The organism is Streptomyces sp. G5(2025) (assembly GCF_049542075.1).
Lineage (GTDB): Bacteria > Actinomycetota > Actinomycetes > Streptomycetales > Streptomycetaceae > Streptomyces.
In genome coordinates this window covers 188,028-212,126 of sequence record NZ_JBMUZT010000002.1, presented here as the reverse complement: position 1 = coordinate 212,126, position 24,099 = coordinate 188,028, and the positions used below count along the sequence as shown (strand labels likewise).

Sequence of the window (24,099 nt, the reverse complement as noted above, 5' to 3'; positions counted from 1 at the left end):
GGCGACGACCAGGATGGCCGACGCGAACGAGTGCGTCGCGCCCCGCATCGGGCTGCCGCGGCTGAGAGTGGTGGTCCGGCCGGAGCACGTGGCTGGCGGAGGAGAACGCTCGGCACCAGGTGTGAGCGTCCCCGAGGTGGGCACACGTGCAGTGCAGGGGTGACAACCTGGCAGGTGCCGCCGATGGTCAGTGGGCGGTGCCACATGTGAGCTGAGCGGCCGCGCCTTCGTGGGACAGGGACGCGGCCGCTCAGACGGTTTCAGGAGGGGCAGCGGGCTACACGGCGCCGCATGTGAGGTCGCGTGCGGGCAGCTTGCCCGTGGCCAGGTAGTCGTTCACCCGCCGGTCCACACAGGCGTTGCCGTAGTCACCGTAGACACCGTGCTGGTTGGCTCTGGGCACGGTGATCAGCCGGGAGCGCGACCACTGCTCGCGCACCTGCCGTGCCCCGGAGTAGGTGGTGCGGGTGTCACCCGTGGCGTTGACCAGCAGCGCGGGCACGTCGTTGTCGACCACGGTCGGTGACTCGACGGGGCGGTCCCAGAACTCGCACGCCGTGATGTTGTGCGTCAGCGGACTCGCGAAGGGAGCCGACTCCCGGTCGCCCTGAATGGCACGCCAGTAGCTTTCGGCCCCGCGCCGGGTCGCGACGTCCCCGCAGAGAATGGCCGCCTGCGCACTGCCCTGGTGCGACCCCGCCTTGGTCGCCATGGCCGTCAGCATCTCCGTCAGCCAGGGCCCCGGCTGCACCCGCTCACCCTCGGCGGCCCGCGCGAGCGTCCGGGTCGCGGTGGCCAGCTCGCCCCGGGCCGCGTCGAGATCGCTGCCGAGACCTCCGAAGAAGACGATCGGCAGGAAGTGTTCGTCGACGCGGAACCTCCCGACCCGCAGCGGCTGCTCGGCCGCGGCCTCCTCGATGCGGTCCACCGTGGCCAGCACGGCCTTCGGGGTGCCGCCGAGGCCGTACGTCCCGTGGCGCGCGGAGGCCCAGGCGGCCCAGGCGCGCAGCGCCCGTTCATTGGCCGAGGTGGAGTCCGCAAGGAGCGTCTGGCTGTATCTCGCGGGGTCGATGACTCCGTCGAGGACCATGCGGTCGGTGCGGCCGGGGAACAGCTCGGTGAAGACCTCGCCGAGGTAACTGCCGTAGGAGTAACCGAAGTACGAGATCCGCTTCTCGCCCAGCGCGGCCCTGACGACATCCATGTCACGGGCCGTGTTGCGGGTGGTGACGTACGGCAGCACGTCGCCGTTGGTGCGCCGGCACCGCTCGGCCAAGTCCCTCCCACGGCTGACGGACCGCTCGAACCCGGACCGGTCACGGCCGGCCGAGAAGATCATCGAGCCGACGTCCCAGCCGCAGTCCAGCGGCGTGGAACGCCCGACGAACCGCGGGTCCATGCCGATCAGGTCGAACTTCCCGGCCGTCTTTCCCATGAACTCGGCCATGCCGGGCGGCATTGCGAGGCCCGGCGCCGCGGGGCCGCCGTTGTTGAGCAGCATCGCGCCGACGCGGTGCGCGGGATCGGTGGCGCGCAGCCGGGAGACGGCGACGGTGAGGGTCCGCCCGCCCGGGTCGGAGTAGTCGAGGGGCACGGTGATGTCGGCGCACCGGGCGCCCGCGGCGTCGAGTTTCCGCCCGGTGGCGTCATCGGGGCCAAGGGTGCACCCGTGCCAGTCGACGGCCTGGTCGTAGTACCGCTTGAGCGGCTCGGCCGGCGACGAGGCGGCGGCGGGCAGCGTCCCCGCCCCGACGGCCAGCATCGCCGCGGCGGCGACGGCGACCCGTGAACACGCGTTGATTCTCATGAGCCGCACGCTAGGCGCGACACCACCCGCGCCTCACTGCGGTCCGCCCCCGAATTCGGCCTGGGGCCAGCCCCACCCCAGGAGAGCTACCTCGCCAGTTCCGCGCGGATGGTCTTGCCGGTGGCACCGAGCGTGACACTGACGTCCGTGGCCATACTGCGCACCATGGGCCAGCCGAACCCGCCCGTTCCCCCGAGAGATCGGGGGTCCGCTCCCGAGGCGGCCGCGGGTCCGCGTCGGACACCGTGACCGTGAGGGCGTCGGGCAGCGCCTGGAGCCGCAGCGCGCACAAGGTGCCGCGGGCATGGCGCACCACGTTCGTGATGAGCTCGGAGACGATGAGTTCGACGCTCGCGGCGGTCTGCTCGCCCACGGCCGGACTCAGCCCGGCGACGAAATCCCGCGTCAGGTCCCGTGCCTCGGTGACCGCGCTGGGCTCCTTGTCGAAGGTGACTGTCCCAGGCGGCCCCTCACTCAGCCGTGTCTGTTGCGCCGGCATGAGCCTCCCCCCTCTGGTTCCTCCCGCGCGATGCCTGTCCGAGGGGAACCCCTGCCCGAAACCAGCAGGTTTAATTCCCTCGAAGTGGCCGGGAAGTGTCGGTTGCCGAACTGTTGCGGAAACCCGGCGGCTCAGTCGCCGGCATCCCGGCATTCCACGTGGCCCCAGCCGTGCGCGTTCTTCGCGATCTTCTCCCCGGCGGCGTAGGGCTTCTGGCAGTGGCAGCGGCCGGAGAACTTGGCCTTGATCACGGGGCCCGGGCCGGTCTTCTTCGCGCGGGCGGCACTCTTCTTGGGGGCGCGGCTCGCGGGCGCGGCGGTCATCCGTTCCGCGCGCGGCTCGGGGATCTCCAGCGCGCCGTGGGCGGTGCCGGCGGGCTGCTGGGTCGTCGCGGCGTCGCTGGCCGCGACGTCGGCGATCGCGTTGAGGTGGTCGCCGCCCACCTGGTGGGCGGCCACGTGCCGGAACGTCACCGCACGCCCCTGGAGCAGCGCGTCGATGCGTACGACGATGTCCTTGTTGGCGACCGGCTTCTTCGCGGCGGTCAGCCAGCCGTTGCGCTTCCAGGAGGCGATCCACTTGGTGACCGCGTTCATCGCGTACTGACTGTCCATCCGCACCTCGATCGGCACCGCCGGGTCGGTGGACTCCAACAGCTCGGCCAGCGCGGTCAGTTCGGCCACGTTGTTCGTCGAGTGGCCCAGCGGCCCGGCCTCCCAGCGCTGCGGGCGGCCCTCGGCGTCGGCGACGACCCAGGCCCAGGCCGCGGGCCCGGGATTCTTCTTGGCCGCTCCGTCACAGGCGGCGATGATCACGTCAGACATCCCCCGATGATTTCATCCGCCGTCCCGAGCCGGGACGGCGGACACCCCTCGGCGCGCACGCCGCCCGGGACCGGCTAACTCTCCCGGTGGACGATGCCGTGCTGGGCCAGCGCCCACAGCTCAAGGTACGCCCGCTGGATGAAGCCGCCGGACAGCGACGGGCTCGTGTTCGCCAGCGCGGCGAAGGCGACCCGCGTCTGGGGACTGAACCCCGCGAAGCAGGTGAAGCCCCGGGTGCCGCCGGAGTGGTGGTAGAGGTCGTGGCTGGGGCGGGGCCGGATGTTCCAGACCAGCGCGATCCGTGTACCGGCGGTCGGCAGCGCGATGCGGGGCACGGTGACATCGAGGAGCGCGGCCCGCAGCGTGCCGGGAACCGCCGGCGGTACGGCGCCGGGGGCACAGAGGGCGTCCAGGACCGTCAGCAGGTCCCGGGCACTGGACCGCCCGGCCCCGGCGCCCGCCATGGTGGCCATCTGCCAGCGGGGGCGCGCCCGGCCGTGCCAGTAGCCGGTGGCCTGCGGCTGGTCGGCGGCGCAGCTGGTGCGGGCCAGACCCAGCGGATCCAGTACGCGCTCGGCGAGCAGCGGGGCGATGTCGCCGCCGGGGCCGTGGGCGGCGCGGACCAGCAGCTCACCGAGGAGGCCGACGCCGTAGTTGGAGTAGCGCACGCGCGTGCCGGGGGCGGCCCGCGGTCGCGTGCGGGCGAGGGCGCCGAGCAGCGCGTCGGGGGAGAAACCGGCGTAGGGATTGCTGAACCAGGCGGGCGCGCCGCTGCGCAGAAGGCCCGGAGGAAGCCGGGGCAGGCCCGAGGTGTGGGTGGCGAGGTGGAGGAGGGTGATGGGCGAGCCCCGCAGCTGCGGCCTCGCGGTGCGGGGCAGGAAACGGCTGATGGGATCGTCGTACGCGACCTCGCCGCGCGCGACCATCTCCGCCAGGAGCAGGCCGGTGAACGTCTTGGTGAGCGAACCGATCTCGAAACGGGTGTCGGCGTCGGCGGGCGTGCCGCCGCGCCACGCGGTCTCGCCGGTGGCGAGGAGGGCGCGCTCGGGGCCGTGCCGGACGGCGAGCGCCACGGTGCTCGCACCGGGTGCGGCACCGCGCAGGGACCTGAGCAGACCGGCCGCCCAGGCGGGGCTGCCCGGTGCCGCCACGAACTCCTCGGGGCGCCCCTCGCGCCGGCGACCGCGGAACCTCACCGCGCACCCGCCGCCCCGCCCAGCGTGCGGGAGACCGCGAGGGTTCCGGCGACCGCGGCCACCACGGCGGTGTGCTGGTGGTCCTGGAACCGCCGCTCGGGGTCCTCGGCGACGGGGTCGCCGTCACGGGGCAGGAGACCGTCCGCGTGCTGCACCCGGGCCAGCCGCTCCCAGTCCGCCGGGTCGCAGTACGGCTCCTTGAGGCAGCAGCCGACGATCATCAGCTCGGCGACGAGGTCCCACTGCTCGATCTCCGCCCAGATGTCGATCCACACGGGCAGCCACGCCGACACGTACGCGGCGAGGTCTTCGGGCAGGCCGTCGGGGCGGGCGGCCCAGTCGGTGAGGTGGAAGACGGCGTGGGTGACGCAGTAACCGGCCATCCAGTCGATGAGCCAGGGTTCGGGAGTGCCGCCGAGCCAGGTGGCGCGGGTGAGCGCCGCCCAGTCGTAGTCCCGGTTTCCCGGGTCGAGCCCCACGACGCGGGCCGCGTTGGCGACGGCGAGCCTGCGGTTGGGCAGGATCTCGACGCCCCGGAACGAACGCAGGGCGCTGGTGTGGGCGAGCAGCCGCTCCAGGGGTTCGTGCCGGAAGCCGCAGCGGGCGAAGGGCGCGTACGTCTCCAGGGGGTCGGTCGTCATCGAGTGCCGCAGCAGCCGTTCGTAGAGCATGTCGCCGTCGCCGAGCTGTCGCCAGCAGAAGGCCATCAGCTCGTGGGCCATGCCCAGCGTGGTACTGCCCGCCGCCGACTCGCGCAGCACGAGTGAGGCGGCGAGGGCGGCCTCGCCGAGCGGTTTGTAGACACTGTCGGGGTCGCCGAGGTCGGCGGTGGTGTCGGGGGGCAGCGCGCCGAGCTCGCGGTGGGTGTGGAGCCAGGCCAGGGCCTGTGTGCTCACCTGGTGCGCGGTCTGCGTCACGGACGCCGTCATGGTGTCTCCTGATCCTTCCGCGGCGGCAGGGCGAGCACCCGCTCGGCGATCGCGACGTCGAGCGCGAGCCGCGGACCACCGCCGTGCAGGCGCAGGTGTTCGACCAGTGGGGCGGGGTCGAAGGGGACGGGCACGCCCTCGGCGCTCAGCAGGGCCAGCCAGCGCACGATCCGGGCGGCGGTCGGGAAGTCGCGGCGCAGCACGGTGCGGGTGGCGCCACGCGCGAGGGCCAGCGGGGCGGCACGGGCGGCGTCCCGGACCGGTCCTTCGAGCCCCGGCAGGGCGAGGGGGAGAGCTGTCCCATCCGGACGGACCAGCGCTGCCAGCCGGCCCCTGTGTCGGGGCCTGCGCTCGTCCCGGTGCCTGTGGCCGTGGCGTGGGCGGTTGCGGTGGCCGGGCTGTGGTGGTCCGGTTCGGAGAGTGCCGGGGCCTCGGCGGGCCGCGGAGCGAGAACGCCCTCGCTTGGCTCGGTTCCGGAGCCGTCGAACGTGCCGGGCGTGCCGGGCGCGTCGACCGGCTCTGCGCTCGCGGTGGCGGCCGGGCCGGTGAAGCGGGCGAGCAGGGTGGCGGTGGCCCAGTCACGCCAGGCGACGAGCCACGGCTCGGGGGCCCCTGCCGGGGGCGGGGGAGGCGTGCTCACCGCGGCCGGGAACACCGTGAAGGACTGCGCGACCGCCGCCGCGTCCTGCGGAGAGAACACCGCGTCCCCCAGCAGGCAGGGGGCGAAGAGGTCGGCGCCGATGACGCGGATCGCGGCGAGGGCCGCCTTGGGATCGTCGGCGCCTTCGACGTGCTCGGCGACCATGGCCGTGCCCTCGATGCCATGGAGGGCATCGAGGGCACGAAGAGCCAGGTCAGCCGCTGACGCAGCGTAAGCGGCCTGCGACTGATCGGAGCTCACTTGTTCTTCGGCTCCTTCGGCTGCTTCGGCGAAAGAAGTGCCAGCAGGAGGAGCTGGGCCTGCGCCTGCGGGCTGTACACCGGCGCGTCGCTCAGGTCGGCCTCCGGCTCCACCATCGTCGTGCCGAGTGCCGTGGCATCCGTCGGAGTGACGAGAATCGCTGTGTGCTGAGCAAGCATTATGCCTCCTCAATAGATTAAGACTTCGTCACTATGACCAGTGACGCCCACCCTCGGACTAGTTTAAGGCAATTCGCCAGTGTTGTCTGTTTAGTTCGAATCGTGCGTGACGGGATGAGGGTGTCCGTACGGGTGGCCGGTCTTCGCCCGGCACGTGTGGTGCGCCCCTCCTCCATCCGGGGCAGGGACCGCCCGTAGGTGTCTTTCGGGGTGAGAGGGCGGGTGTCTCGGCCGGGCTCAAGTGGGCGTGAGGCGCGGTGCGTTGGAGTCGCGTACGTAATTCTCAGGCGCCCGGCCGGCGGGGGAGGGGGCCCGCAACGCCTGTGCCTCTGGCCGGAGTTGCCCCAGGGACGCGGGGCCTCGATCCGGCCACGCACAGCCGAACGGCGCGGCGGCGAAAAATCCCTGCGGTGGCGCCGGAAAGGGCGGAGACTCACGGGCATGACTGACGTGGGGGTGTTCCGTGAGGCGATCATCGCGTGGGCGGCCGGCGGACCCGGCGCCCGGGCGCGCGAGTTGGCCGCGCGACTGTCCGTGCGGGCGGTGGTCCTGCTCGAAGGGCCGAGCGACGCGGCGGCCGTCGACGCGCTGGCCGCGAGCCGCGGCCGGGACCTGGCGGCCGAAGGGGTCTGCGTCCTGCCGATGGGCGGTGCGATGAGCGTCGGCCGCTTCGCCGGTCTCCTCGGGCCGACCGGCTTGGGCCTGCGCCTCGCGGGCCTGTGCGACGAGGCGGAGCGCCGCTACTACGTCCGCGGCCTGGAGCCGGCCGGTGCGGCACAGGAAACCGGTGAGTTCTTCGTCTGCGCGGCGGACCTGGAGGACGAGCTGATCCGCGCGCTGGGCACGGCACGGGTGCGGGAGCTCGTCGAGGCGGAGGGCGACCTGCGTGCTCTGCGGACCTTCCTGAACCAGCCCGCACAGCGGAACCGCACGCCCCGGCAACAGCTGCGGCGCTTCCTCGGCACGAAGAGCGGACGCAAGATCCACTACGGCCGCGTCCTCGTCGAGGCCCTCGCGTCCGACCGCGTCCCCGCCCCGCTCGATGACCTGCTGACCAGCCTCTGACCGCCTCGTCGGCGTCAGGTACGGGTCAGACACGGTCACGTGTCAGGTATGGGTCAGGTGCCTGTCAGAGACCCGGCGCACACTCGGGGGCCGCAACCATCCGGCCGTCCCGGAAGGCCACGTTGTCCGGCCTTCCCGCCTTCTTGGAGGAGATCGCGGATGCCCTCTGCGTTAGAGCGATACGAAGCGCGCGCCGAGGCGGGGAGGAAGGCGTTCGCCGACCACCCCGCCGTCCTGGAACTGAGCTCACCGCACATCGACGCCGCGCTGTTCCTTCAGTGGCTACCGCTACTGCCTGCACGGCGTCCACGTCACCCGTGACATGCGGCGCGTCATCGAGACCGCCGGTACCCGTGCCCAGGACGCGGGCCACGACTCCGTCGGCGAAGGTCTCGTCAAGCACGCCCGCGGCGAGACGGGCCACGATCTGCTGATGGTCGACGACGCCCGCTCCACCGCCTCGTTCCTGGGCGCCAGGGGCGGGGCCGTGCTGGACACCGAGGACATCCTGAAGAACACGCCCGCGCTCGCCTCGGCCGCACGTTACAACGCGCTGTTCGAGCGCCTCAGCGCGGGCGACGAGCCGGTGTGCACCGTCGCCGCGCTCTACGAGATGGAGCAGCTCTCGGCGGGCTTCGCCGTCGACCTGGTCGTCAATTGCCGACGCACCATGGACGACGACCCCACACGGTTCACCTTCCTGGACGAGCACGTCGTCGTGGACGTCGGCCACATCGCGCTGGACGCAGAATGCTGGAGACGGCCCTCACCGACCGTCCCCAGCTGCTCGACGCCATGGTGGAGGCGGGCACCGAAGTGCTCGCCTCCTACGCGGAATTCGTGGGTGAGTGCCTCGAATCGGCCCGCGCCGATCTGGCCGCGGACACGGGTCACTGAGTCATCTCACACCGCGGTCCGCGGTGGGACCGCCGGCTCTCGAGCCGGCGGTCGACCCGTTTCGGCTTTGCCGGCTTGCTACCAGTAGTGCCGTCGGCCACCCACGGCGTGGCCGACGGAGCCGAGAACCCACAGGGCCGCGCCGATGACGACCAGGATGAGACCGATGGTCCACAGGATGGAGATACCGGCTACGAGGCCGATGACGAGCAGAATGATTCCGAGTGCGATCATTGGATCCTCCGACCCTCTGAATGAATTCAAGTATGCGCCTTATGGCTGCTCGGCGACAGCGGTGCGGCAAGGCAGGTGAAACCGGCACGTGGAGTCAGCGGATGACCTCGTGCCGAAGGGCGCTCAGTGGTGACCGTGGGCGGTGTCGGAAGCTCCGCCGAAGAGCCGCGCGATGGCGCGGAACGGAAGCGTCACCACGGTGGCGATGGCACCGCCGACAGCGCGGAGAACGTCTGCAATGGCCTTCAGCATGTCTGACCTCCATGACGTCGCATCTCGGCTCGCAATTGATGAATTGCTGCGCGGTGCTTAACGGCTGTTGTCTACCGGTTGCCCCGCGACCGCCGACAGAAACTCGCCGGTAGTCCCCAATCGCTCTGCGGCGCAGTCGGCCGAAATTCTGTGATTACCGTCCGACCGAGGGGGCACAAGGGGCAGCCGAACGGCGATTCCCGCACCAGAACAGCGATTCCTCGCACCGGATGGAAGGACCACGACGTGCTCAAGCCGCACCCCTCTTTTGTGCACGACCTGCTCAAGACCCACGCGACGCTGCGAGCCCGGCAGGCCCAGGAGGACTCCACAGAGGTCCGCCGCCGGCTGGACGACGTCACGTACACGCTCTGCGTGTCCACCGGGACGCGGACTCTCGACGCGGCCCTCGCCTCCGCCCGCGCCCAGCTCACGGGCGCGGCCTCCCCGGCGTACGCCGGCCTGGCCGCCTGATCGGCTGAGGAGTCTCTCGCTGCGGAGAAGCCTTCTTCCGTCATGGGAAAGAGTTCTTCCGCTACAGAGAAGACTTCTTCCGTTTCGCCCCGTGGCCTTCGGGCACACGGGGCGGCAGGCCCACCGGACCACCCCTGGACGGGCGTATGCCTGTTTGGGCCCGCCCTCCCGAGGCCATGGCTGTGACACCCCCCTCCCTCACCACTGGAGCGCCCATGAGTGACGAGAACCGCAACGACATCCCGGGAGCGCCGACCCCGCAGCCGCCGTCGGTCGACGAGCCGACCACGCCGCACGAGCCCCTGCCTCCCAAGCCCGACCAGGAGTCCCCGGAAGCGGTCTCCCCGACGGGCAAGCCCACCGGTGCTCCGGCCCACGCGCGCGCCCAGAGCGGCGCCTACCTCACCACGGCGCAGGGCGCCCGCCTGTACGAGACCGACCACTCGCTCAAGGCCGGCGCGCGCGGTCCGGTGCTGCTCCAGGACCACCACCTGCGCGAGAAGATCACGCATTTCGATCACGAACGCATTCCCGAGCGGGTGGTGCACGCACGCGGGGCCGCGGCGCACGGCGTCTTCAAGGGGTATGGGACGGCGGCGAACGTCACCAAGGCGGCGTTCCTGGCCAAGGACACCGAGACACCCGTCTTTGTACGGTTCTCCACGGTCCTGGGCTCTCGCGGCTCCGCGGACACGGTGCGCGACACACGGGGATTCGCCACCAAGTTCTACACCGAAGAGGGCACCTTCGACCTCGTCGGGAACAACATCCCGGTCTTCTTCATCCAGGACGCCATCAAGTTCCCCGACATCATCCACGCGGGGAAGCCGCACCCCGACCGGGAGATCCCGCAGGCCCAGAGCGCGCACGACACCTTCTGGGACTTCGTGACCCTGCATACGGAAGCGGCACACCACACCCTGTGGAACATGTCGGACCGGGGCATCCCGCGCTCCTACCGCATGATGGAGGGCTTCGGGGTCCACACCTTCCGGCTCGTCAACAGCGAGGGCGCCACCACCCTCGTCAAGTTCCACTGGAAGCCGAAGCTCGGCGTGCACTCCCTGACCTGGGAGGAAGCCCAGATCACCAACGGCATGGACCCCGACTTCCACCGCCGTGACCTCGCCGACGCCATCGAGGCCGGCGCCTTCCCGCAGTGGGAACTCGGCATCCAGGCCTTCCCCGACACCCCCGAGCAGACCTTCCAGGGCATCGACCTGCTGGACCCCACCAACATCGTGCCCGAGGAACTGGCGCCCGTGCAGCCCATCGGGCTGCTCACCCTGAACGCCAACCCCACCAACTTCTTCGCCGAGACGGAACAGGTCGCCTTCCACCCCGGCCACCTCGTCCCCGGCATCGACATCACCGACGACCCGCTGCTCACCGGCCGCCTCTTCTCCTACCTGGACACGCAGATCAGCCGGCTCGGCGGCCCCAACTTCGCGCAGCTCCCCATCAACCGCACCCACGCGCCGGTCAACGACATGTTCCGCGACGGGATGCACCAGACCGCCGTGCACGCGGGGACCGCGCCCTACCGGCCGAACTCCCTCGACGGCGGCTGCCCGTTCCTCGCGGGAGCGGAGAACGGCGCGTATGTCGAGGTGCCCGTCGACGTACCCGCCGCGAAGAAGGTCAGGGAAGCCCCGGCGTCCTTCGCGGACCACTTCAGTCAGCCCCGGCTCTTCTGGCGCTCCATGACGCCCGTCGAGCAGGAACACATCATCGCCGCCTACACCTTCGAACTGAGTAAGTGCTACGAGCAGGCCATCAAGGAGCGGGCGCTGCAAGTCCTGGCCAACATCGACCCCGAACTGTGCCGACAGGTCGCGACCGGGCTCGGCCTGCCCGCGCCGCAGCCGACCGAGAACCTCCCGGACCCCGAGCCGAGCCCCGCGCTGTCCCAGATCGGCAGGACCTGGCCCGTGGAGGGCCGCATCGTCGGCATCGTCACCGACGGGGAGAGCGACCTCGACGGACTCGGCTCCGTACGCCGCTCGGTGCTCGCCGCGGGCATGGTCCCGCTGATCATCGCCCCCACCGGCGGCCGCCTCGGCACCGGGCAGGACGCGCTCGACGTGCAGCGCACGTTCGCCAACGCGCGCTCCGTCGAATTCGACGTCCTGCTGCTCGCGGGCGCTCCGGTGCCGGGAGCCGACGCCTATGGGGCCAGGGACGCCAAGGCGGGCGAGCCGTCGGGCCCCGGGGCCGCCATCGACCCGCGGGTCCTGCTGATGGTGTCGGAGGCGTTCCGCCACGGCAAGGCGATCGGCGGCTGGGGAGGCGCGCAGACGGCACTCGAAGCGGCCGGGATCACGGACACGGCACCGGGTGTGGTGCTCGCGGGCGACGGAGCGAGCGTGCTGGAACAGGTGGCGCGGCTGCTGGGCGAGCACCGCGTATGGGACCGCTTCCCGGCCGCGGTCTGAACCTGGCGCCGGGTGGGGCGGCCGACGCTCACGGCCGCCCCGCCCGGCGCGTTCGACGGGCCGTTGGGCAGGGCCGTCGACCGGCTCGGCGGTGGCCAGTTCGAGGGTGGCGACAGCTCCTTGGCCGGGAGCGTTGGCGAGGGTCAGGTGTGCGCCGAGCACCGCGGCCTGCCCGAGGGCGATGGTCAGGCCGAGTCCGTGGCCGTGCCCGCGTTCCGCGGCCGCGACGTGGAAGCGCTGAGGGCCGTGCGTCAGAAGATCGGCGGGGAAGCCGGGGCCGTGGTCGCGGACCGTGATACGTGTGCCGGTCACGGTGACCCGCACCGGGGGCACGCCGTGGCGGTGGGCGTTGGCGACGAGGTTGGTCACGATGCGTTCGACCCGGCGCGGGTCGGTGCGCACGGTGTGCGGGGCGTCGGTGTCCTCAAGGTGTACGTGGGTGCTGGTTCCGCCGCGGCGGACCACGTCGGTGACCAGTTCGCCGAGGGGGACGTCGTCGAACCTCGCCTGTTCGGCCCCGGCGTCGAGGCGGGAGATCTCCAGGAGGTCCTCGGTCAGGGCGCGCAGGGTATGGATCTGCGCACGGACCAGGTCGGCGACCTCATCGCCTTGAGGAAGGAGCCCGCCGGCGGTGACCAGGCCCATCAGCGGCGTCCGCAGTTCATGGGCGACGTCGGCGGTGAAGCGCTTCTCCGTCCCCAGTCGCTGATGAAGCGCGGCGGCCATGCTGTCCACGGCGGCGGACATCTCGGTGATCTCGTCACGGGCCCGGCCGCGTCGGCCGATACGGGCGTCCAGGTCGCCTCCGGCGATCTCACGGGCGGTACGGGCGCCGTGGCGCAGTCGGCGGTTCATCGGTTCCGTGGCGAGCGCGGCGAGGGGGACGACCACGGCAAGAGCGGCGAGGACGGCCTTGATGATGCTGCGGTCAAGGAGTTGCAGGCCGCGCACTTCGCCGCTCATATCGGTGCGGACGGCCAGGACACGGTCGCCGGTGGTGACGGCCGCCCACATCCAGTACCAGTTCGGGTCCTTCTTGTCGTACCAGTCGGCGTAGGCGCCGGACGCGTCGCGGGCGGCGAGGCCGCGGGCGAGCGGTTCGGGCACGTCGTCGGGGGCCATGAGCTCCGCGGCGGCCGGGCGTTCGCCGGTGCGGGCGTACTCCTTCTCGGCGTCGCGCAGTTGGTCGTACGCCCGATCGCGTCCCGTCCGCAGATTGCGCTCGGCGGTCGCGTCGTGGACGAGCAGGCCGATCACGGCGGCGACCGCGCAGCAGGCGGCCGCCGTCAGGGCGGCGATCTTCCAGCGCAGAGCACGGGGGTTGAGGAGTTTCATGGCCAACTGCCGGCGTCCCGACGGGCGAGCAGCCGGGCCACGTTGTTCGCGGACGGCAGCAGCATCAGTTCCAGCAGCTTCCGCTGGGAGAGGCGCCGCCCCGCATCGAGCGGCGCGGTGGACTCGCTCGACGAGTGCGCCTCCGCCGCGGCCCGCTCGTCGACCTTGATCAAGGGACCGTCCTCGCCGGCGTCGAGCGGGTGCCCCTTGAGGACCACGTACGCGGTCATCACCTTCGTCACGCTCGCGATCGGCACCGGACGACTCGTCCCCTCGGCCCCCAGGACACCGACCTTCTCCACCGCCACGGCCGCCTGGCCCTCCTTCGGCCACGGCAGGTCGAGCCCGTCCCTGACGCGCTCAGGCGCCCGAGGCAGCCGCACGACGCCGCCACGTTCACCCCCGCCGCCCTCCGGGAACACCAGTCGGCCGCCGGTCCCACCCGCCACGAGCGCCGCGGCGAGGGCCCATACGACTGCCGGGCGCCCCGGCAGGGGTCTCCTCAGCGCGACACGGACAGAATGCACGGCACGTGTGAACACGGCGACCGCCTCCCTGAGCCACATACACGTACGCCGGACATCGGGTACGTCCACACACTCGGGGGGCGCCGCTTCCGGCCGGTCAGGGCCGTGCTTCCGCGGTGACGCGGCTGTGTATCGGCTACGTATCAGCCTTCGAGCCGGCGCTCGTCCCTGCCGATCTCGACATCGACCACGACCCCGTAGTGGTCACTGGGCCAGACCCCGTCGACAGGCCGGTCGAAGGCGAGGCGCGCGGCACGGATCTCGCAGCGTGCCCTGGGATGCGCGTGCCAGGAACCGGTGAACACGTAGTCGAGCCGGCGCCGGTGCCCGGGCTGGCGCACGATCTGGTCGAACAGGGCGGCGGCGTTCTCGTTCTCCACGCTCCAGGTGTGTCCCGGCCCCTCACCCGCGACCTCCCAGGCATCGTGGTAGTGCACGCTGCGCCCCGCGAGCGACTGACGCCCCGTGAGATAGCGGATGCTGGCCGCGTCGGGGCCCGCGTTGAAGTCACCGGCGATGATCGTGGGAAGGTCGGTGCGGTGCCGGGCGTCCAGATCGCCGAGCGCTACGGCCTGCTGTTCACGGACGGCTTCGGCGTCCAACCGCCATGACGCGGTGGCGGAGATGAACAGCAGCTCGCCCTCGCCGGGCAGCGGAACCTTGACCGCGAGCGTGCACCAGGGCACGTCACCCGCACCGGCCAGGCGCAGATCGAGGACTTCCACGACCTTGTGCGGCCAGCGCGTGGCGACCGCGTTGCCGCCGTAGCGATCGACGAACGGCGGTGCGTAGGACATCGCTTCGGACTGATGGGTGCAGTGCAGGCCGGTGCCCGCCACCAGCGCGTCGAGGTGCCGTGGGCTGCCTCCGTCGACGACTTCCTGCAGTGCGACCAGGTCGGGGGCCAGCCGGCGCAACTCCTGGTTGAGCAGCCCCAGGCGCCGGGGGTCACCCTCGTTGTTCTGGACGTTGATCGTGACGATCCGCAGACGCATGTACTTCGCTCCAAAGCCATCGGGTCAGGTGTGAGATGAGGGGGACGTCGTTGTCGTCCATGGACGGAGTTTGTCGGGGTTGCGTACCGCCCAGATGCGCTTGATCCGGTCGCCCACGACATCGAACGCGATCACCGAGATGGTCACGCCGTCCTGCTGGGCCACCAGCCCGGGCTGTCCGTTGACCGTGCGTTCCAGGAACGTCACCTCCGACGCCGCCGTGTCGAAGATCTCGACCAAGGCCTGCGCGATCCGGACGCCGCCCTCAACCGGACGGAGCGCCGCACTGACCAGGCCGCCGCCGTCACCGACCGCCGTGGCATCCGGATCGAGGAGTCCGACAAGAGCCCGGACGTCCTTGGCCTCCCAGGCCACCTTGAAGTCCCTGACGATGTCCGCCTGCCGAGCCTTGGGCGTCGCGAGCCCCTGCGAGGCGTGAACGCGGCGGCGAGCGGAAGAAGCCAGCTGCCGGCATGCCGCGGGTGTACGACCCACGACCTCCGCCACGTCGGCGAAGGGATACCGGAAGACATCGTGAAGAATGAACGCCACCCGCTCGGCAGGACTCATCGACTCCAGCACGACGAGAAACGCCATCGCGATCGACTCGTCGAGCGTGACCCGGTCGGCCGGATCAGCGCTCGCGGCGCCGGACCGCCCGCTGATCCACTCCGTACGGTCCGGCAGCGGCTCGGGGACCCACTCACCCACGTAACTCTCCCGTCTGGCACGTGCCGAACCGAGCATGTCGAGGCAGATACGACCGGCGACCTTCGTCAGCCAGGCACCGGGAGACTCGATCCCCTCCCGCTGCCGCGGGGACATGGCGTACCAGCGCGCGTACGTCTCCTGCACGACGTCCTCCGCGTCGGCCAGGGAGCCCAGGAGCCGGTACGCGAGATTGATCAGCTGACGCCGCTCGCTCGTGATCGCGGCCAGGTCGTGCCTCGCCTCAAACGGGGTGCTGTTGGTTCGGGTGGTCATGGTGCCGCCGACTCCCATGGTCGCGTCTGCCTTCACTCGTACGACTGCTCGTACGACTGCTTTCACCAGTACGACGAGACAGCGCCCCGGAATGTGAGACCTACGGCTGCATCGGCACGCCCATGAGAGAGAGACGCACGTCACACGCAGAAGGCCCTCACATCCCACGGGGCTGCGTCGTCGAGGAGGTGTCACACCGGACGCAGTGAAGGAGACCAGAGTGGAAGCCCGTTTCGACTATCTCGGCAACCCCTCGGCGGGGAAGTTCCTGAAACACCTCATCTCCGCCGGCAGAACCCTGTTGGATTCGTCTCTCCCCGCCACCACGCAGGAGTTGGTGCGGATCCGCGCGAGCCAGATCAACGGCTGTGGTTCCTGTCTCGACATTCACACCAAGGAAGCCGCCGCGGCGGGGGAGAGCGCGGTACGCATCAACCTGGTCGCCACCTGGCGGGAAGCGACGGTGTTCACCGATGCCGAGCGCGCCGCCCTGGAACTGGCCGAACAGGGCACCCGCGTCGCCGACACGCCCGGCGGCGTCACCGACGAGGCCTGGGCGGACGCCGCGAAGCACTACGACGAAGACCAGCTCGCGGACCTGATCTCCGTCATCACCGTCATCAACGCCTTCAACCGCCTCAACGTCATCGTGCGGCGCCCCGGCGGCGACTACGAGGCCGGCCAGCTGTCCTGACAGCACCGCACCGCAGCAGGGCGGGCGGGACACAGCAGGGCGGGCGGGACGCATCAGACATCCGCGTCCCGCCCGACCACCGCCCTGCTCGGCCTTACTCGGCGGCGGCGAGGAACCAGGCCAGGAGTGCGAGACCGAAGGACACGGGGGCCAGTACGAATACGCTCAGCAGCGGCAGGAATCCGATGAGCCCTTCGCGGATCTTGCGGCCTGCCCGGAGCCGGCCGTGCGGGCGGGCCACTTCCGCCCGCAGGTCCAGACGCTCGGCCGCGCGGTCGGAGACGACCACTCCCGCGCCCTGGCGCCGCCTCATGAGCGCGCGGCGGACCAGCGCGTCGACGGTCTCGTCGCCGCCCCGCAGCTTGTGCGCGATGAGCCGCACGCCGTGCGCGTCCGTCAGGATCAACCGGTCGTCGTTCCGGGTCTGGCCCGGTACTTCGAGGCGGCCGACCTTGGTGAGCTGGGCGAGGTCGACGGTGCGCCGACCGGTGAGGGTGCGGGCGGAGAGCAGGTCGTCGTCGTACGGGCGGACGTGCCAGCCCATATGGGCATAGGCGGCCACCGTCGCGCAGACCACCAGCGAGACGATGTTGAGGAAGAGGAATCCCTCGCCGATCAGTCCGGCCCGCACCAGTATCACGGGGACGGCGAAGGTGAGGAGAGGTATCAGCAGGACCACGAAGTCGACGACCCGCCGAGCGACGCGTCCCTGACCCGTTGATGCCTGGGCGCCCTCGGCGGAACCCGGGGCGGCGGTAGGAGAGTTGATCGGCACGGCCGTGACGCTATCGCACACGGCAGAGTGCGCCACTGCGTGTATCCCACACGCCCCACGGCGGTTGCGGCGGCTGAGCTTCCACCGCGTTTCCCGAACGTGCCCGCTGCCCTCTCCGGCGAGAAACGTATGCAGGCACGCCGAACCGTCTTCAGCCGGCGTCGGCCGACTCCGCGACGGTGTACATGACCGAACGCTGCTGCTTGTGGCGCTGGACGCGCCCCTTGGCGACCAGGGACTCAAGGGTATTCCGCACCACCTGCGGTGTCGGATTACGGCTCGGGTGTTTCTCCAGGAGCTCGTCCCGCAGTTCCTTCGCCAGTCGCGGGTCCTCATGACCGGCGAGCAGATCCATCAGCAGGTCCCCGAGCAGAGGCTCGCGCGACTTCCCCTTCGCGCCATCCTTCGCCTTGCCCCCCGCGGGAGCCGGCTTGCTCTTGCGCGACGTCGACCGCTGTGCGGACGCACCGGTCTTGTCGCGGTGCTTCGCTTTCGCGATGACTGGCTCATCCTGTGCCTGCTCCGGCAGACGCAGGGCATCGGCGAATCCCTCGTACCGCTCGGCGAGGTTGAGGATGTCCGACAGAAGGGCTTCCTCCTGCTTCAACAGCTCCAGTTTCCGTGCCAGTTCCTCCTGACGCCTGCGGTTCGCCTCCAGATCCGACGCGGCTTGTTGCACGTACCGAGACCGGAGGGTGGCGGCTGACTGGCTGCTCACAACCGTTCACTCCTTTGCTGCGAGTGTGGACGCCCGATGGTTCACCGAGCGTGTTCACTCCTCACCCTAAGCGCAAAGGTGCTCAGGCATGTAGGCACTGACGGCTCTCTCACTCCTTGGGGGACAGAGATGTCGTTCAGCCAGTCACATGTGTCGCGCCCGGGCCGGTTCCCAGGGCTTCCTCCAGTTCAGGCTCCCGCTCGGCGCGCTTCTCGCCGAGGCAGGCGCTGAGTTGCCGCCGTAGCGGACTGGCTGGCGGCCACCGAACGCGCGCTCGTGGCCGAGCGCACCGAGGCCGAGCCCGTCGAGGACCGCAGCAGGGGGGACTTGCCGACGCCGTTCTCCCCACGGCCGCGGCGCGGGCCACTTCACACGTCGACGGTTCACACCACGAAGGCTCCGGTCTCCTTGAGCTCTCCGCCGGCCAGCCGCAGCCAGCGGTTCACCCCGATCGCGGTGAGGAACCGCTCGTCGTGGCTGACCACCATGAACGCGCCCTGGTACGAGTTGAGGGCGCTCTCCAACTGGCCCGCGCTGACCAGGTCGAGGTTGTTCGTCGGCTCGTCGAGCAGTAGTACGTCGGGGCGCTTGAGCAACTGGGCGGCGAGGCCGAGGGAGACGGCCCGGCCGCCGCTGAGCGTGCTCGGGCCGCGGTCCAGGGCGAGGTCGGCCAGGCCGAGACGGTCGAGCTGGGCGCGCGTGCGCACAAGTGTGAGTCGCAGGGCGGATCCGACTGAACCGCTTGCAGGGCAAGGGCCGATCGGTGTCAGGCGACGCGGTAGCGCACCGGGAGCGACAGTACGCCGCGGATGATGCCGGAACCGATCCAGTCGAGCGAGTCCAGCGGAGCGGCCGGTTCCAGGTCGCGGACGCGGGACAGCAGGACACGCAGGGCGATGGATGTCTCCAGGCGGGCGAGTGGCGCGCCCAGGCAGTAGTGGATGCCGTGTCCGAAGGCCAGGTGGCGGGCGTTCGGCCGGGTCACGTCGAGTGCCGCCGGGGCGTCGCCGTCCGCCTGTGGGGCGTCCTGCCCGGCCGAACCGAGAGCAACGACGATCATGCTTCCGCGGGGGATCGGCACCCCGCCCAGTTCGAGGTCCTGCGACGCGTAGCGACTCGTCGAGCGCTCGACGGAGGTGTCGTACCGTAGGAACTCCTCCACCGCGCCGGGCAGTAGTTCGGGCTTCTCCCGCAACAGCCGGAACTGGTCCGGGTGTCGGAGCAGAGCCAGCACAGAGTTGCCCAGGAGGTTCACCGTGCTCTCGTGGCCCGCGACCACCAGCATCATGGCCGTGCCGACCAGCTCCTCCTCGGAAAGCCGGCCGTTGTCCTGGTCGCGCACGGCGACCAGAGCGGACAGCAGGTCGTCCTGCGGTCGGCGGCGCTTGTCCGCGATCAGCTCGGCCAGCAGCCCGTGCAGACCGGCCAGTGCAGGTCGGTGCTCGGCGGAGGCCACCCGGAGCGCCTGGCCCGACCAGCGACGGAAGTCCCGATGGTGTTGCTCCGGGATGCCGAGGAGTTCGGCGATGACCGTGGCGGGCAGCGGGGCGTTGAACGCCTCGACGAGGTCGAGCTCACCCGACGGCGGCATCGCGTCGATCAGGTCGTGGGCGATCTGCTCGACGCGCGGTGCCATGTCGGCCGTACGACGCGGGGTGAAGGCGGCCGACGCCAGGTGGCGCAGGCGGGTGTGCTCGGGTGGGTCGGCCTCCATCATCTGCGCGCCGAGTCCGACCGAGGGCCGGTTCAGGACGTAGCCGGCGGCGGCCAGCGCCTCGGCGGCCGGCGTGGCGTCCTTCAGCAGGGCGGGATGCGTCAACGCCTCCCGGGCCAGGTCGTATCCGACGACCACCCAGCCCTTCAGCCCGAGGTGGAACTCAGCCGGGTGGAGGGGGCCGAGCTCCCGGAGCCGGGCGTACCGCGCGGGCGCGTCAGCCTTGAAGGCGGGGTCCATGACCACCCTGCCGTCCTGGTAAGGGCACTGCTCGTGCGGGCTCATGGCGAGTCTCCCGGTTCGGCATGGGGCATGCATGCTGTGCATGCCCCTCCAACGCCGAAGCATTCAGTCGCCTCCGCTTGAGAACGGGTCACCGGGCTGCGTGCGTAACCGCCTGGCTGGTGACTGAGGGAGGCGCAGGCAGGTCGTACAACCCCGAAGGCCCGTGGAAGTTCTATCCGTGCCTGGCCCCGGCCCTGGGGCTGTAGGCGAATCGCAAGACCAACTGACCGGCGGCCGGGCGCGCCTGTCCGCCGGCCGTGGCCGTGCCGCCGCGCCCGTGTCAGCGCTGTGCCTCCGCCGGGATCACTCGGCGGAAAGCTTGTGGACGGTGGTGTCATCGGGGTCCAGCCGTCGTCCGTCCGCGGACAGCACTTCCAGGGGGCGCAGACGCTGTCCCTGCCGGCGGTCGACCAACTCCGAGTGCGGTTCGCCGGGGGAGAAGAAGTTCTGCTCGCCCCACTGCCGCAGTGCCACGATGACGGGGAAGAGTGCCTTGCCCTTCGCGGTGAGTACGTACTCGCGGTAGGCGCTCCCGTCCGAGGCGGGGACGGATTCGAGGACTCCTCCGGCGACCAGGGTGCGCAGGCGCGCGGTGAGGATGTTCTTCGCCACGCCAAGGCCGCGCTGGAACTCCCCGAAGCGCCGGCTTCCGTCGAAGGCGTCCCGCGCGATCAGCAGGGACCACCAGTCGCCGATCGCGTCCACCGACCGGGCGACGGGGCACTCACTGTCATCGAAGCGCGTCCTGGTCACCATGGCTTCCCTCACTCCTCCCCATGCTGGTTGCAACATGCTACCAACCTGGCTACCGTCACCCTCATCGGCCATTGGTGGCAAGATGAAACCAGTATGCGGAGGGGTGCGGATGTCCTGCAACGGTGAGGCTGTGACAGGACGGACCGACGCCCGAAGTGAGGAGAGTCCCCCGTCGGCTCTGTCCCGTGGCGTCGTCATGCTGTTCGCCGTCGCCTGCGGGGCCGCGGTGGCCAACGTCTACTTCTCCCAGCCGCTCCTGGTGACCATGGGCCGCGACCTCGCCATGAGCCCGGCACTTGTCGGCAGCGTGGTCACCCTCACCCATGTCGGATACGGGCTGGGCCTCTTCTTCCTCGTGCCGCTGGGCGACGTGGCCGACCGCAGGCTGCTCATAGGGGCCCAGTTGCTGCTTCTGATGGTCGCGCTGATCGTCGTGGCCACCGCTCGCACGGCGGCGATCCTGCTCGTGGGCATGGCCGCGACGGGGCTTCTCGCGGTCGTCACGCAGACGTTGGTGGCCTTCGCGGCCTCACTGGCCCCTCCCGCCGGGCGCGGCCGGGTCGTTGGTGTGGTCACCAGCGGCGTGGTCACCGGAATCCTGCTCGCCCGCACCGCATCCGGGCTCATGGCCGATCTCGCGGGCTGGCGTTCGGTCTACCTCGCCTCGGCGTCGCTCACCGCTCTGCTCGCCCTGGTCCTGTACCGCGTACTGCCACGCCGCCACGGCGACGCTTCCCCGACCGCCCCCTTGCGCTATGGACAGCTCCTGCGGTCCACGATCACGCTCTTCGCGCAAGAGCGGCTGCTGCGACTGCGGGCCCTGTTCGGGCTCCTGATCTTCGCTGCCTTCAGCACTCTGTGGAGCAGCGTTGCGCTGCCGCTCAGCGAGGCCCCGTACTCCCTGTCGCACAGCGCGATCGGAGCGCTGGGGCTGATCGGCGTCGTCGGCGCGCTGGCCGCGACCGTGGCGGGCCGCCTGAACGACCGCGGGCTTTCCCGGCGGACCACCGGCATCGCCCTGGCGCTGCTCGCCGCCTCGTGGTTGCCCTTGGCCTTCACTCGCGGCTCGCTCTGGGCCCTGTTCCTCGGGGTGGTTCTCCTCGACCTCGCCGTGCAGGCGGTCCATGTCACCAACCAGACCTTGATCTACGCACTGCACCCGGACGCGGGCAGCCGGCTGATCGGCGGATACATGGTCTTCTACTCGATCGGCAGCGCCACCGGCGCCATCGCCGCGACCTCCCTGTACACGGCAGCCGGTTGGGGGGCCGTCTGCGCGCTGGGCGCCGCGTTCAGTTGCCTCGGACTGGCGCTGTGGGTGTTCACACGACACGACACCTCGAACCCGGACCCGGACCTGGCCGCCAACGTGACCCCCTAAGCGGGTGTTGACCGCCCGCTGCTGAAGTCGCCGCCGGGCCAGGTGCGTTGGGGTGTGGTCAGTAGGTACGGATCGTCCAGGCGTGTGTCGTCGACGCGTCCTTCGACCGGGAGGGGCTCGGTGGGGCGTCCTCAGGGGGCGGCCGGTCATGAGGGGGGTCCCGGGTGCGTAGGGCGGCGAGGGGCACGCCGTTTCGGCGATGTCCTGGTATCAGCGTCGGCGTCAACCGGTCGGCCGCTGGAGAGCGGTGATTCCGGTCAGGATGAGGTCGATGCCGGCCACGAACTCTTCCCGGTCGTCGTGCTCTCGCAGCTGACCGGCGACGTTTCGGGTGAACGCGTACTCGTCGGGGTCGAGTTGCGCCCATGCGGCCGCCACGGTGTCGAGGAACTCGGTCCGGTCCGTGTCCGGCCGCACCGCTCTCGTGTTGGCGGCGTTCTGGCCCGCCACTCCGAGGATGTAGCTCATCAGGGCGGACGCGGCGGTGAACTGGGCGGCTTCGGGCACGCGGAGCGCCTGGACCTGGCGGCCGATGCGCTCGAAGACCCGCAGCATCGGTGAGTGCGAAGGGGCGTGGGTGAGCTGCGTGCCGACCCACGGGTGGGCGTCCATGGCGTCGAACACGCCGAGCGCGAGGGCGCGGATCGCTTCCTGCGGCGTCGCGTCGGCGTCGTCGTCGGTGATGGTGGTGGCGATGACGGAGTCGATGGCGGCGCCGAGGAGTTGGGTCCTGCCCGTGACGTGCCAGTAGATCGCCCCCGGGCCGGTGGCGAGGCGCTTGGCCAGGGCGCGGAAGGTGAGTCCGCCCTCGCCCACCGTGTCGAGGATTTCCACGGCAGCGCTGACGATGCGCTCCCGCGAGAGCGGTTCCTGTCGTTGTTCCGGACGGCGCGGATTGGTTGCCATGTCTCCACTTTAGCCGCCCTGGAACGGCGTTCCAGCTTGACAAGGCCTGGAACGCCGTTCCACAGTGGAGTGGCTGGAACGGTGTTCCAGAATGTTTCAGTGGTGTTCCGTCGGGCGTCCGCCCACCGGTCCGCGATCAGGAAGGAAGCAAGCACCATGGCCACTCCGGTCACGATCATCGGCGCGGGGCTCGCGGGGCTGACGCTCGCCCGCGTCCTTCACGTGCACGGCATTCCGGCGACGGTCCATGAAGCCGATGCGTCGCCGTCGGCCCGCGCCCAGGGCGGTCTGCTCGACATCCACGACCACAACGGTCAGGGGGCGCTCCGGGCGGCCGGGCTGTTCGAGGAGTTCCTCGGCATCATTCACCAGGGCGCCGAGGTGTCGCGCGTCCTCGACAAGAACGGAAAGGTCCTGCTGGACGAGCGTGACGACGACGGTACCGGCGGGCGCCCTGAGGTGCCCCGCGCGGCCCTCCGGCAGATCCTGCTCGACTCGCTGCCCGCCGGCACGGTCCAATGGGGGCACAAGGTCACCGGGGCCCGCATTCTCGGGGGCGGTCGGCACGAGGTGGCGTTCGCGGACGGGACGAGCGTGCGGACCGGCCTGCTGGTCGGCGCGGACGGCGCGTGGTCGCGGATCCGCCCGCTGCTGTCCGCCGCCGAGCCCCAGTACGTCGGCACGACCCTGATCGAGACCTACCTGTTCGACGCGGACACCCGCCATCCGGCCTCCGCCCGGGCCGTCGGCGCCGGCTCGCTCTTCGCGCTCGCCCCCGGCCAGGGGATATCCGCCCACCGGGAGCCGAATGGCGTCCTGCATGCCTACGTGTCGCTCAAGAAGCCCCGGGAGTGGGTGGGCGCCATCGATTTCAACGACGCCGAGTCGGCCAAGGCCGGCATCGCCGCGGAGTTCCACGACTGGGCCCCGGAACTCACCGCCTTGATCACGGACAGCGACACCGCGCCGGTTCCACGCCTCGTCAATTCACTTCCCGCCGGGCATAGTTGGGGCCGCGTGCCCGGCGTGACGCTGCTCGGCGACGCCGCCCACCTGATGGCCCCGTCCGGAGAGGGGGCCAACCTCGCCATGTACGACGGCGCGGAACTCGGCGAGGCCCTCGCCGCACACCCGGACGACATCGAAGCGGCACTCACCGCGTACGAGAAGGCTCTCTTCCCGCGCAGTGCCGCCGCTGCCGCCGAGGCCTCCCGCGTCCACGAGATGTGCCTCGACGACGGCGCCCCGCACAGCCTCGTCAGCTTCTTCACCGCCCACGGGCAGCCGGACTGACGGACACCGGGGGTGGGGGTGAAGTATCACAGCGCTGTTATATT

General features: G+C 70.8%; 25 protein-coding genes and 2 pseudogenes. 7 read left to right on the top strand and 20 right to left on the bottom strand.

The features are described 5' to 3' along the window. Nucleotides 1-277: 277 nt before the first annotated feature. From ACOBQB_RS01390 to ACOBQB_RS01355, 8 genes are all read right to left on the bottom strand, one after another. The gene (locus tag ACOBQB_RS01390; protein ID WP_423588108.1) at nucleotides 278-1,807 is read right to left on the bottom strand and encodes an alpha/beta fold hydrolase; all 1,530 of its coding nucleotides are present in this window, start codon (nucleotides 1,805-1,807) and stop codon (nucleotides 278-280) included. Nucleotides 1,808-1,817: 10 nt separating this feature from the next. After that, nucleotides 1,818-2,306: an ATP-binding protein gene (locus tag ACOBQB_RS01385; protein WP_423588106.1), complete on the bottom strand. Its 489-nt coding sequence runs from the start codon at nucleotides 2,304-2,306 to the stop codon at nucleotides 1,818-1,820. Between the two features lie 131 nt (nucleotides 2,307-2,437). After that, on the bottom strand, nucleotides 2,438-3,130 hold the full coding sequence (locus ACOBQB_RS01380) for a ribonuclease H family protein (protein WP_423588105.1): 693 nt from the start codon (nucleotides 3,128-3,130) through the stop codon (nucleotides 2,438-2,440). 74 nt (nucleotides 3,131-3,204) lie between these two features. Beyond that, nucleotides 3,205-4,326 carry a serine hydrolase domain-containing protein gene (locus tag ACOBQB_RS01375; RefSeq protein WP_423588103.1) on the bottom strand — a complete coding sequence of 374 codons (1,122 nt, stop codon included), beginning with the start codon at nucleotides 4,324-4,326 and terminating at the stop codon, nucleotides 3,205-3,207. Continuing rightward, nucleotides 4,323-5,255 (bottom strand): DUF6895 family protein, encoded by a 933-nt coding sequence (locus ACOBQB_RS01370; RefSeq protein WP_423588101.1) that lies wholly within the window; start codon nucleotides 5,253-5,255, stop codon nucleotides 4,323-4,325. The genes ACOBQB_RS01375 and ACOBQB_RS01370 overlap by 4 nt, the downstream gene beginning before the upstream one ends. Next, complete coding sequence (locus ACOBQB_RS01365) at nucleotides 5,252-5,422, bottom strand: hypothetical protein (protein WP_423588099.1); 171 nt, start codon at nucleotides 5,420-5,422, stop codon at nucleotides 5,252-5,254. Before ACOBQB_RS01365 ends, ACOBQB_RS01370 begins: the two co-directional genes overlap by 4 nt. Then, nucleotides 5,401-6,156 carry a hypothetical protein gene (locus ACOBQB_RS01360; RefSeq protein ID WP_423588097.1) on the bottom strand — a complete coding sequence of 252 codons (756 nt, stop codon included), beginning with the start codon at nucleotides 6,154-6,156 and terminating at the stop codon, nucleotides 5,401-5,403. The genes ACOBQB_RS01365 and ACOBQB_RS01360 overlap by 22 nt, the downstream gene beginning before the upstream one ends. Then, nucleotides 6,153-6,335 carry a hypothetical protein gene (locus ACOBQB_RS01355; protein WP_423588095.1) on the bottom strand — a complete coding sequence of 61 codons (183 nt, stop codon included), beginning with the start codon at nucleotides 6,333-6,335 and terminating at the stop codon, nucleotides 6,153-6,155. Before ACOBQB_RS01355 ends, ACOBQB_RS01360 begins: the two co-directional genes overlap by 4 nt. A 441-nt stretch (nucleotides 6,336-6,776) precedes the next feature. Here ACOBQB_RS01355 and ACOBQB_RS01350 point away from each other — a divergent pair, with 441 nt between their 5' ends. Further along, nucleotides 6,777-7,400 carry a TOPRIM nucleotidyl transferase/hydrolase domain-containing protein gene (locus ACOBQB_RS01350; protein WP_423588093.1) on the top strand — a complete coding sequence of 208 codons (624 nt, stop codon included), beginning with the start codon at nucleotides 6,777-6,779 and terminating at the stop codon, nucleotides 7,398-7,400. 322 nt (nucleotides 7,401-7,722) lie between these two features. Beyond that, nucleotides 7,723-8,385: a hypothetical protein gene (locus ACOBQB_RS01345; protein ID WP_423588091.1), complete on the top strand. Its 663-nt coding sequence runs from the start codon at nucleotides 7,723-7,725 to the stop codon at nucleotides 8,383-8,385. Here the strand turns inward: ACOBQB_RS01345 and ACOBQB_RS01340 are convergent. Together ACOBQB_RS01340 and ACOBQB_RS01335 are read right to left on the bottom strand one after the other, a co-directional pair. After that, on the bottom strand, nucleotides 8,376-8,531 hold the full coding sequence (locus ACOBQB_RS01340; RefSeq protein WP_423588090.1) for a DUF6131 family protein: 156 nt from the start codon (nucleotides 8,529-8,531) through the stop codon (nucleotides 8,376-8,378). The two genes, ACOBQB_RS01345 and ACOBQB_RS01340, sit on opposite strands and share 10 nt — an antisense overlap. A gap of 123 nt (nucleotides 8,532-8,654) precedes the next feature. Then, entirely contained in the window at nucleotides 8,655-8,783 is a 129-nt protein-coding gene (locus tag ACOBQB_RS01335) for an LPFR motif small protein (protein ID WP_423588088.1), read from the bottom strand. 246 nt (nucleotides 8,784-9,029) lie between these two features. On the opposite strand from ACOBQB_RS01335, the gene ACOBQB_RS01330 reads away from it, so the two are divergent. Together ACOBQB_RS01330 and ACOBQB_RS01325 are read left to right on the top strand one after the other, a co-directional pair. Next, nucleotides 9,030-9,257 carry a DUF5133 domain-containing protein gene (locus tag ACOBQB_RS01330; RefSeq protein ID WP_423588086.1) on the top strand — a complete coding sequence of 76 codons (228 nt, stop codon included), beginning with the start codon at nucleotides 9,030-9,032 and terminating at the stop codon, nucleotides 9,255-9,257. Nucleotides 9,258-9,472: 215 nt separating this feature from the next. Continuing rightward, the gene (locus ACOBQB_RS01325) at nucleotides 9,473-11,692 is read left to right on the top strand and encodes a catalase (protein ID WP_423588085.1); all 2,220 of its coding nucleotides are present in this window, start codon (nucleotides 9,473-9,475) and stop codon (nucleotides 11,690-11,692) included. Between the two features lie 93 nt (nucleotides 11,693-11,785). Here ACOBQB_RS01325 and ACOBQB_RS01320 read toward each other — a convergent pair. The 4 genes and pseudogenes from ACOBQB_RS01320 to sigJ all read right to left on the bottom strand — a co-directional run. Then, nucleotides 11,786-13,027 (bottom strand): annotated as a pseudogene (locus ACOBQB_RS01320) (sensor histidine kinase); the annotation flags it as partial. Continuing rightward, nucleotides 13,024-13,554, bottom strand: a complete 531-nt coding sequence (locus tag ACOBQB_RS01315) for a hypothetical protein (protein ID WP_423588083.1) — start codon at nucleotides 13,552-13,554, stop codon at nucleotides 13,024-13,026. The pseudogene ACOBQB_RS01320 and the gene ACOBQB_RS01315, both read right to left, overlap by 4 nt. 143 nt (nucleotides 13,555-13,697) lie before the next feature. Continuing rightward, nucleotides 13,698-14,549 carry an endonuclease/exonuclease/phosphatase family protein gene (locus tag ACOBQB_RS01310; protein WP_423588081.1) on the bottom strand — a complete coding sequence of 284 codons (852 nt, stop codon included), beginning with the start codon at nucleotides 14,547-14,549 and terminating at the stop codon, nucleotides 13,698-13,700. 24 nt (nucleotides 14,550-14,573) lie between these two features. Then, nucleotides 14,574-15,533, bottom strand: a complete 960-nt coding sequence (sigJ, locus tag ACOBQB_RS01305) for an RNA polymerase sigma factor SigJ (RefSeq protein ID WP_423588079.1) — start codon at nucleotides 15,531-15,533, stop codon at nucleotides 14,574-14,576. Nucleotides 15,534-15,753: 220 nt separating this feature from the next. Here sigJ and ACOBQB_RS01300 point away from each other — a divergent pair, with 220 nt between their 5' ends. After that, nucleotides 15,754-16,227: a carboxymuconolactone decarboxylase family protein gene (locus ACOBQB_RS01300; protein ID WP_423588078.1), complete on the top strand. Its 474-nt coding sequence runs from the start codon at nucleotides 15,754-15,756 to the stop codon at nucleotides 16,225-16,227. A gap of 94 nt (nucleotides 16,228-16,321) precedes the next feature. Here the strand turns inward: ACOBQB_RS01300 and ACOBQB_RS01295 are convergent, their stop codons facing one another. The 5 genes and pseudogenes from ACOBQB_RS01295 to ACOBQB_RS01275 form a co-directional block, all read right to left on the bottom strand. After that, on the bottom strand, nucleotides 16,322-17,002 hold the full coding sequence (locus ACOBQB_RS01295) for a hypothetical protein (protein WP_423588076.1): 681 nt from the start codon (nucleotides 17,000-17,002) through the stop codon (nucleotides 16,322-16,324). 151 nt (nucleotides 17,003-17,153) lie between these two features. After that, entirely contained in the window at nucleotides 17,154-17,720 is a 567-nt protein-coding gene (locus ACOBQB_RS01290) for a hypothetical protein (protein WP_423588075.1), read from the bottom strand. Between the two features lie 383 nt (nucleotides 17,721-18,103). Next, nucleotides 18,104-18,418: pseudogene (locus ACOBQB_RS01285) on the bottom strand (ATP-binding cassette domain-containing protein); the annotation flags it as partial. A gap of 68 nt (nucleotides 18,419-18,486) precedes the next feature. Further along, nucleotides 18,487-19,719, bottom strand: coding sequence for a cytochrome P450 family protein (locus ACOBQB_RS01280; RefSeq protein ID WP_423588074.1), 1,233 nt, complete (start codon nucleotides 19,717-19,719; stop codon nucleotides 18,487-18,489). A 303-nt stretch (nucleotides 19,720-20,022) separates the two neighbouring features. Beyond that, on the bottom strand, nucleotides 20,023-20,475 hold the full coding sequence (locus ACOBQB_RS01275; RefSeq protein ID WP_423588073.1) for a winged helix-turn-helix transcriptional regulator: 453 nt from the start codon (nucleotides 20,473-20,475) through the stop codon (nucleotides 20,023-20,025). Nucleotides 20,476-20,584: 109 nt separating this feature from the next. On the opposite strand from ACOBQB_RS01275, the gene ACOBQB_RS01270 reads away from it, so the two are divergent. Then, nucleotides 20,585-21,856, top strand: coding sequence for an MFS transporter (locus tag ACOBQB_RS01270; protein ID WP_423588071.1), 1,272 nt, complete (start codon nucleotides 20,585-20,587; stop codon nucleotides 21,854-21,856). 222 nt (nucleotides 21,857-22,078) lie between these two features. On the opposite strand, the gene ACOBQB_RS01265 is transcribed toward ACOBQB_RS01270, so the two are convergent. Next, nucleotides 22,079-22,762, bottom strand: a complete 684-nt coding sequence (locus ACOBQB_RS01265) for a TetR/AcrR family transcriptional regulator (RefSeq protein WP_423588069.1) — start codon at nucleotides 22,760-22,762, stop codon at nucleotides 22,079-22,081. 156 nt (nucleotides 22,763-22,918) lie between these two features. Between ACOBQB_RS01265 and ACOBQB_RS01260 the strand changes: the two genes are divergently transcribed. Beyond that, entirely contained in the window at nucleotides 22,919-24,055 is a 1,137-nt protein-coding gene (locus ACOBQB_RS01260) for an FAD-dependent oxidoreductase (protein ID WP_423588068.1), read from the top strand. The last annotated feature ends 44 nt before the right edge of the window (nucleotides 24,056-24,099 follow it).

Excerpts from the sequence above, each read along its gene's own strand:
- ACOBQB_RS01390 (WP_423588108.1), bottom strand. The coding sequence starts at position 1,807 with ATGAGAATCAACGCGTGTTCACGGGTCGCCGTCGCCGCCGCGGCGATG.
- ACOBQB_RS01385 (WP_423588106.1), bottom strand. The coding sequence starts at position 2,306 with ATGCCGGCGCAACAGACACGGCTGAGTGAGGGGCCGCCTGGGACAGTC.
- ACOBQB_RS01380 (WP_423588105.1), bottom strand. The coding sequence starts at position 3,130 with ATGTCTGACGTGATCATCGCCGCCTGTGACGGAGCGGCCAAGAAGAAT.
- ACOBQB_RS01370 (WP_423588101.1), bottom strand. The coding sequence starts at position 5,255 with ATGACGGCGTCCGTGACGCAGACCGCGCACCAGGTGAGCACACAGGCC.
- ACOBQB_RS01355 (WP_423588095.1), bottom strand. The coding sequence starts at position 6,335 with ATGCTTGCTCAGCACACAGCGATTCTCGTCACTCCGACGGATGCCACG.
- ACOBQB_RS01350 (WP_423588093.1), top strand. The coding sequence starts at position 6,777 with ATGACTGACGTGGGGGTGTTCCGTGAGGCGATCATCGCGTGGGCGGCC.
- ACOBQB_RS01345 (WP_423588091.1), top strand. The coding sequence starts at position 7,723 with ATGCGGCGCGTCATCGAGACCGCCGGTACCCGTGCCCAGGACGCGGGC.
- ACOBQB_RS01340 (WP_423588090.1), bottom strand. The coding sequence starts at position 8,531 with ATGATCGCACTCGGAATCATTCTGCTCGTCATCGGCCTCGTAGCCGGT.
- ACOBQB_RS01335 (WP_423588088.1), bottom strand. The coding sequence starts at position 8,783 with ATGCTGAAGGCCATTGCAGACGTTCTCCGCGCTGTCGGCGGTGCCATC.
- ACOBQB_RS01325 (WP_423588085.1), top strand. The coding sequence starts at position 9,473 with ATGAGTGACGAGAACCGCAACGACATCCCGGGAGCGCCGACCCCGCAG.
- ACOBQB_RS01310 (WP_423588081.1), bottom strand. The coding sequence starts at position 14,549 with ATGCGTCTGCGGATCGTCACGATCAACGTCCAGAACAACGAGGGTGAC.
- sigJ (WP_423588079.1), bottom strand. The coding sequence starts at position 15,533 with ATGACCACCCGAACCAACAGCACCCCGTTTGAGGCGAGGCACGACCTG.
- ACOBQB_RS01280 (WP_423588074.1), bottom strand. The coding sequence starts at position 19,719 with ATGAGCCCGCACGAGCAGTGCCCTTACCAGGACGGCAGGGTGGTCATG.
- ACOBQB_RS01275 (WP_423588073.1), bottom strand. The coding sequence starts at position 20,475 with ATGGTGACCAGGACGCGCTTCGATGACAGTGAGTGCCCCGTCGCCCGG.
- ACOBQB_RS01270 (WP_423588071.1), top strand. The coding sequence starts at position 20,585 with ATGTCCTGCAACGGTGAGGCTGTGACAGGACGGACCGACGCCCGAAGT.
- ACOBQB_RS01265 (WP_423588069.1), bottom strand. The coding sequence starts at position 22,762 with ATGGCAACCAATCCGCGCCGTCCGGAACAACGACAGGAACCGCTCTCG.
- ACOBQB_RS01260 (WP_423588068.1), top strand. The coding sequence starts at position 22,919 with ATGGCCACTCCGGTCACGATCATCGGCGCGGGGCTCGCGGGGCTGACG.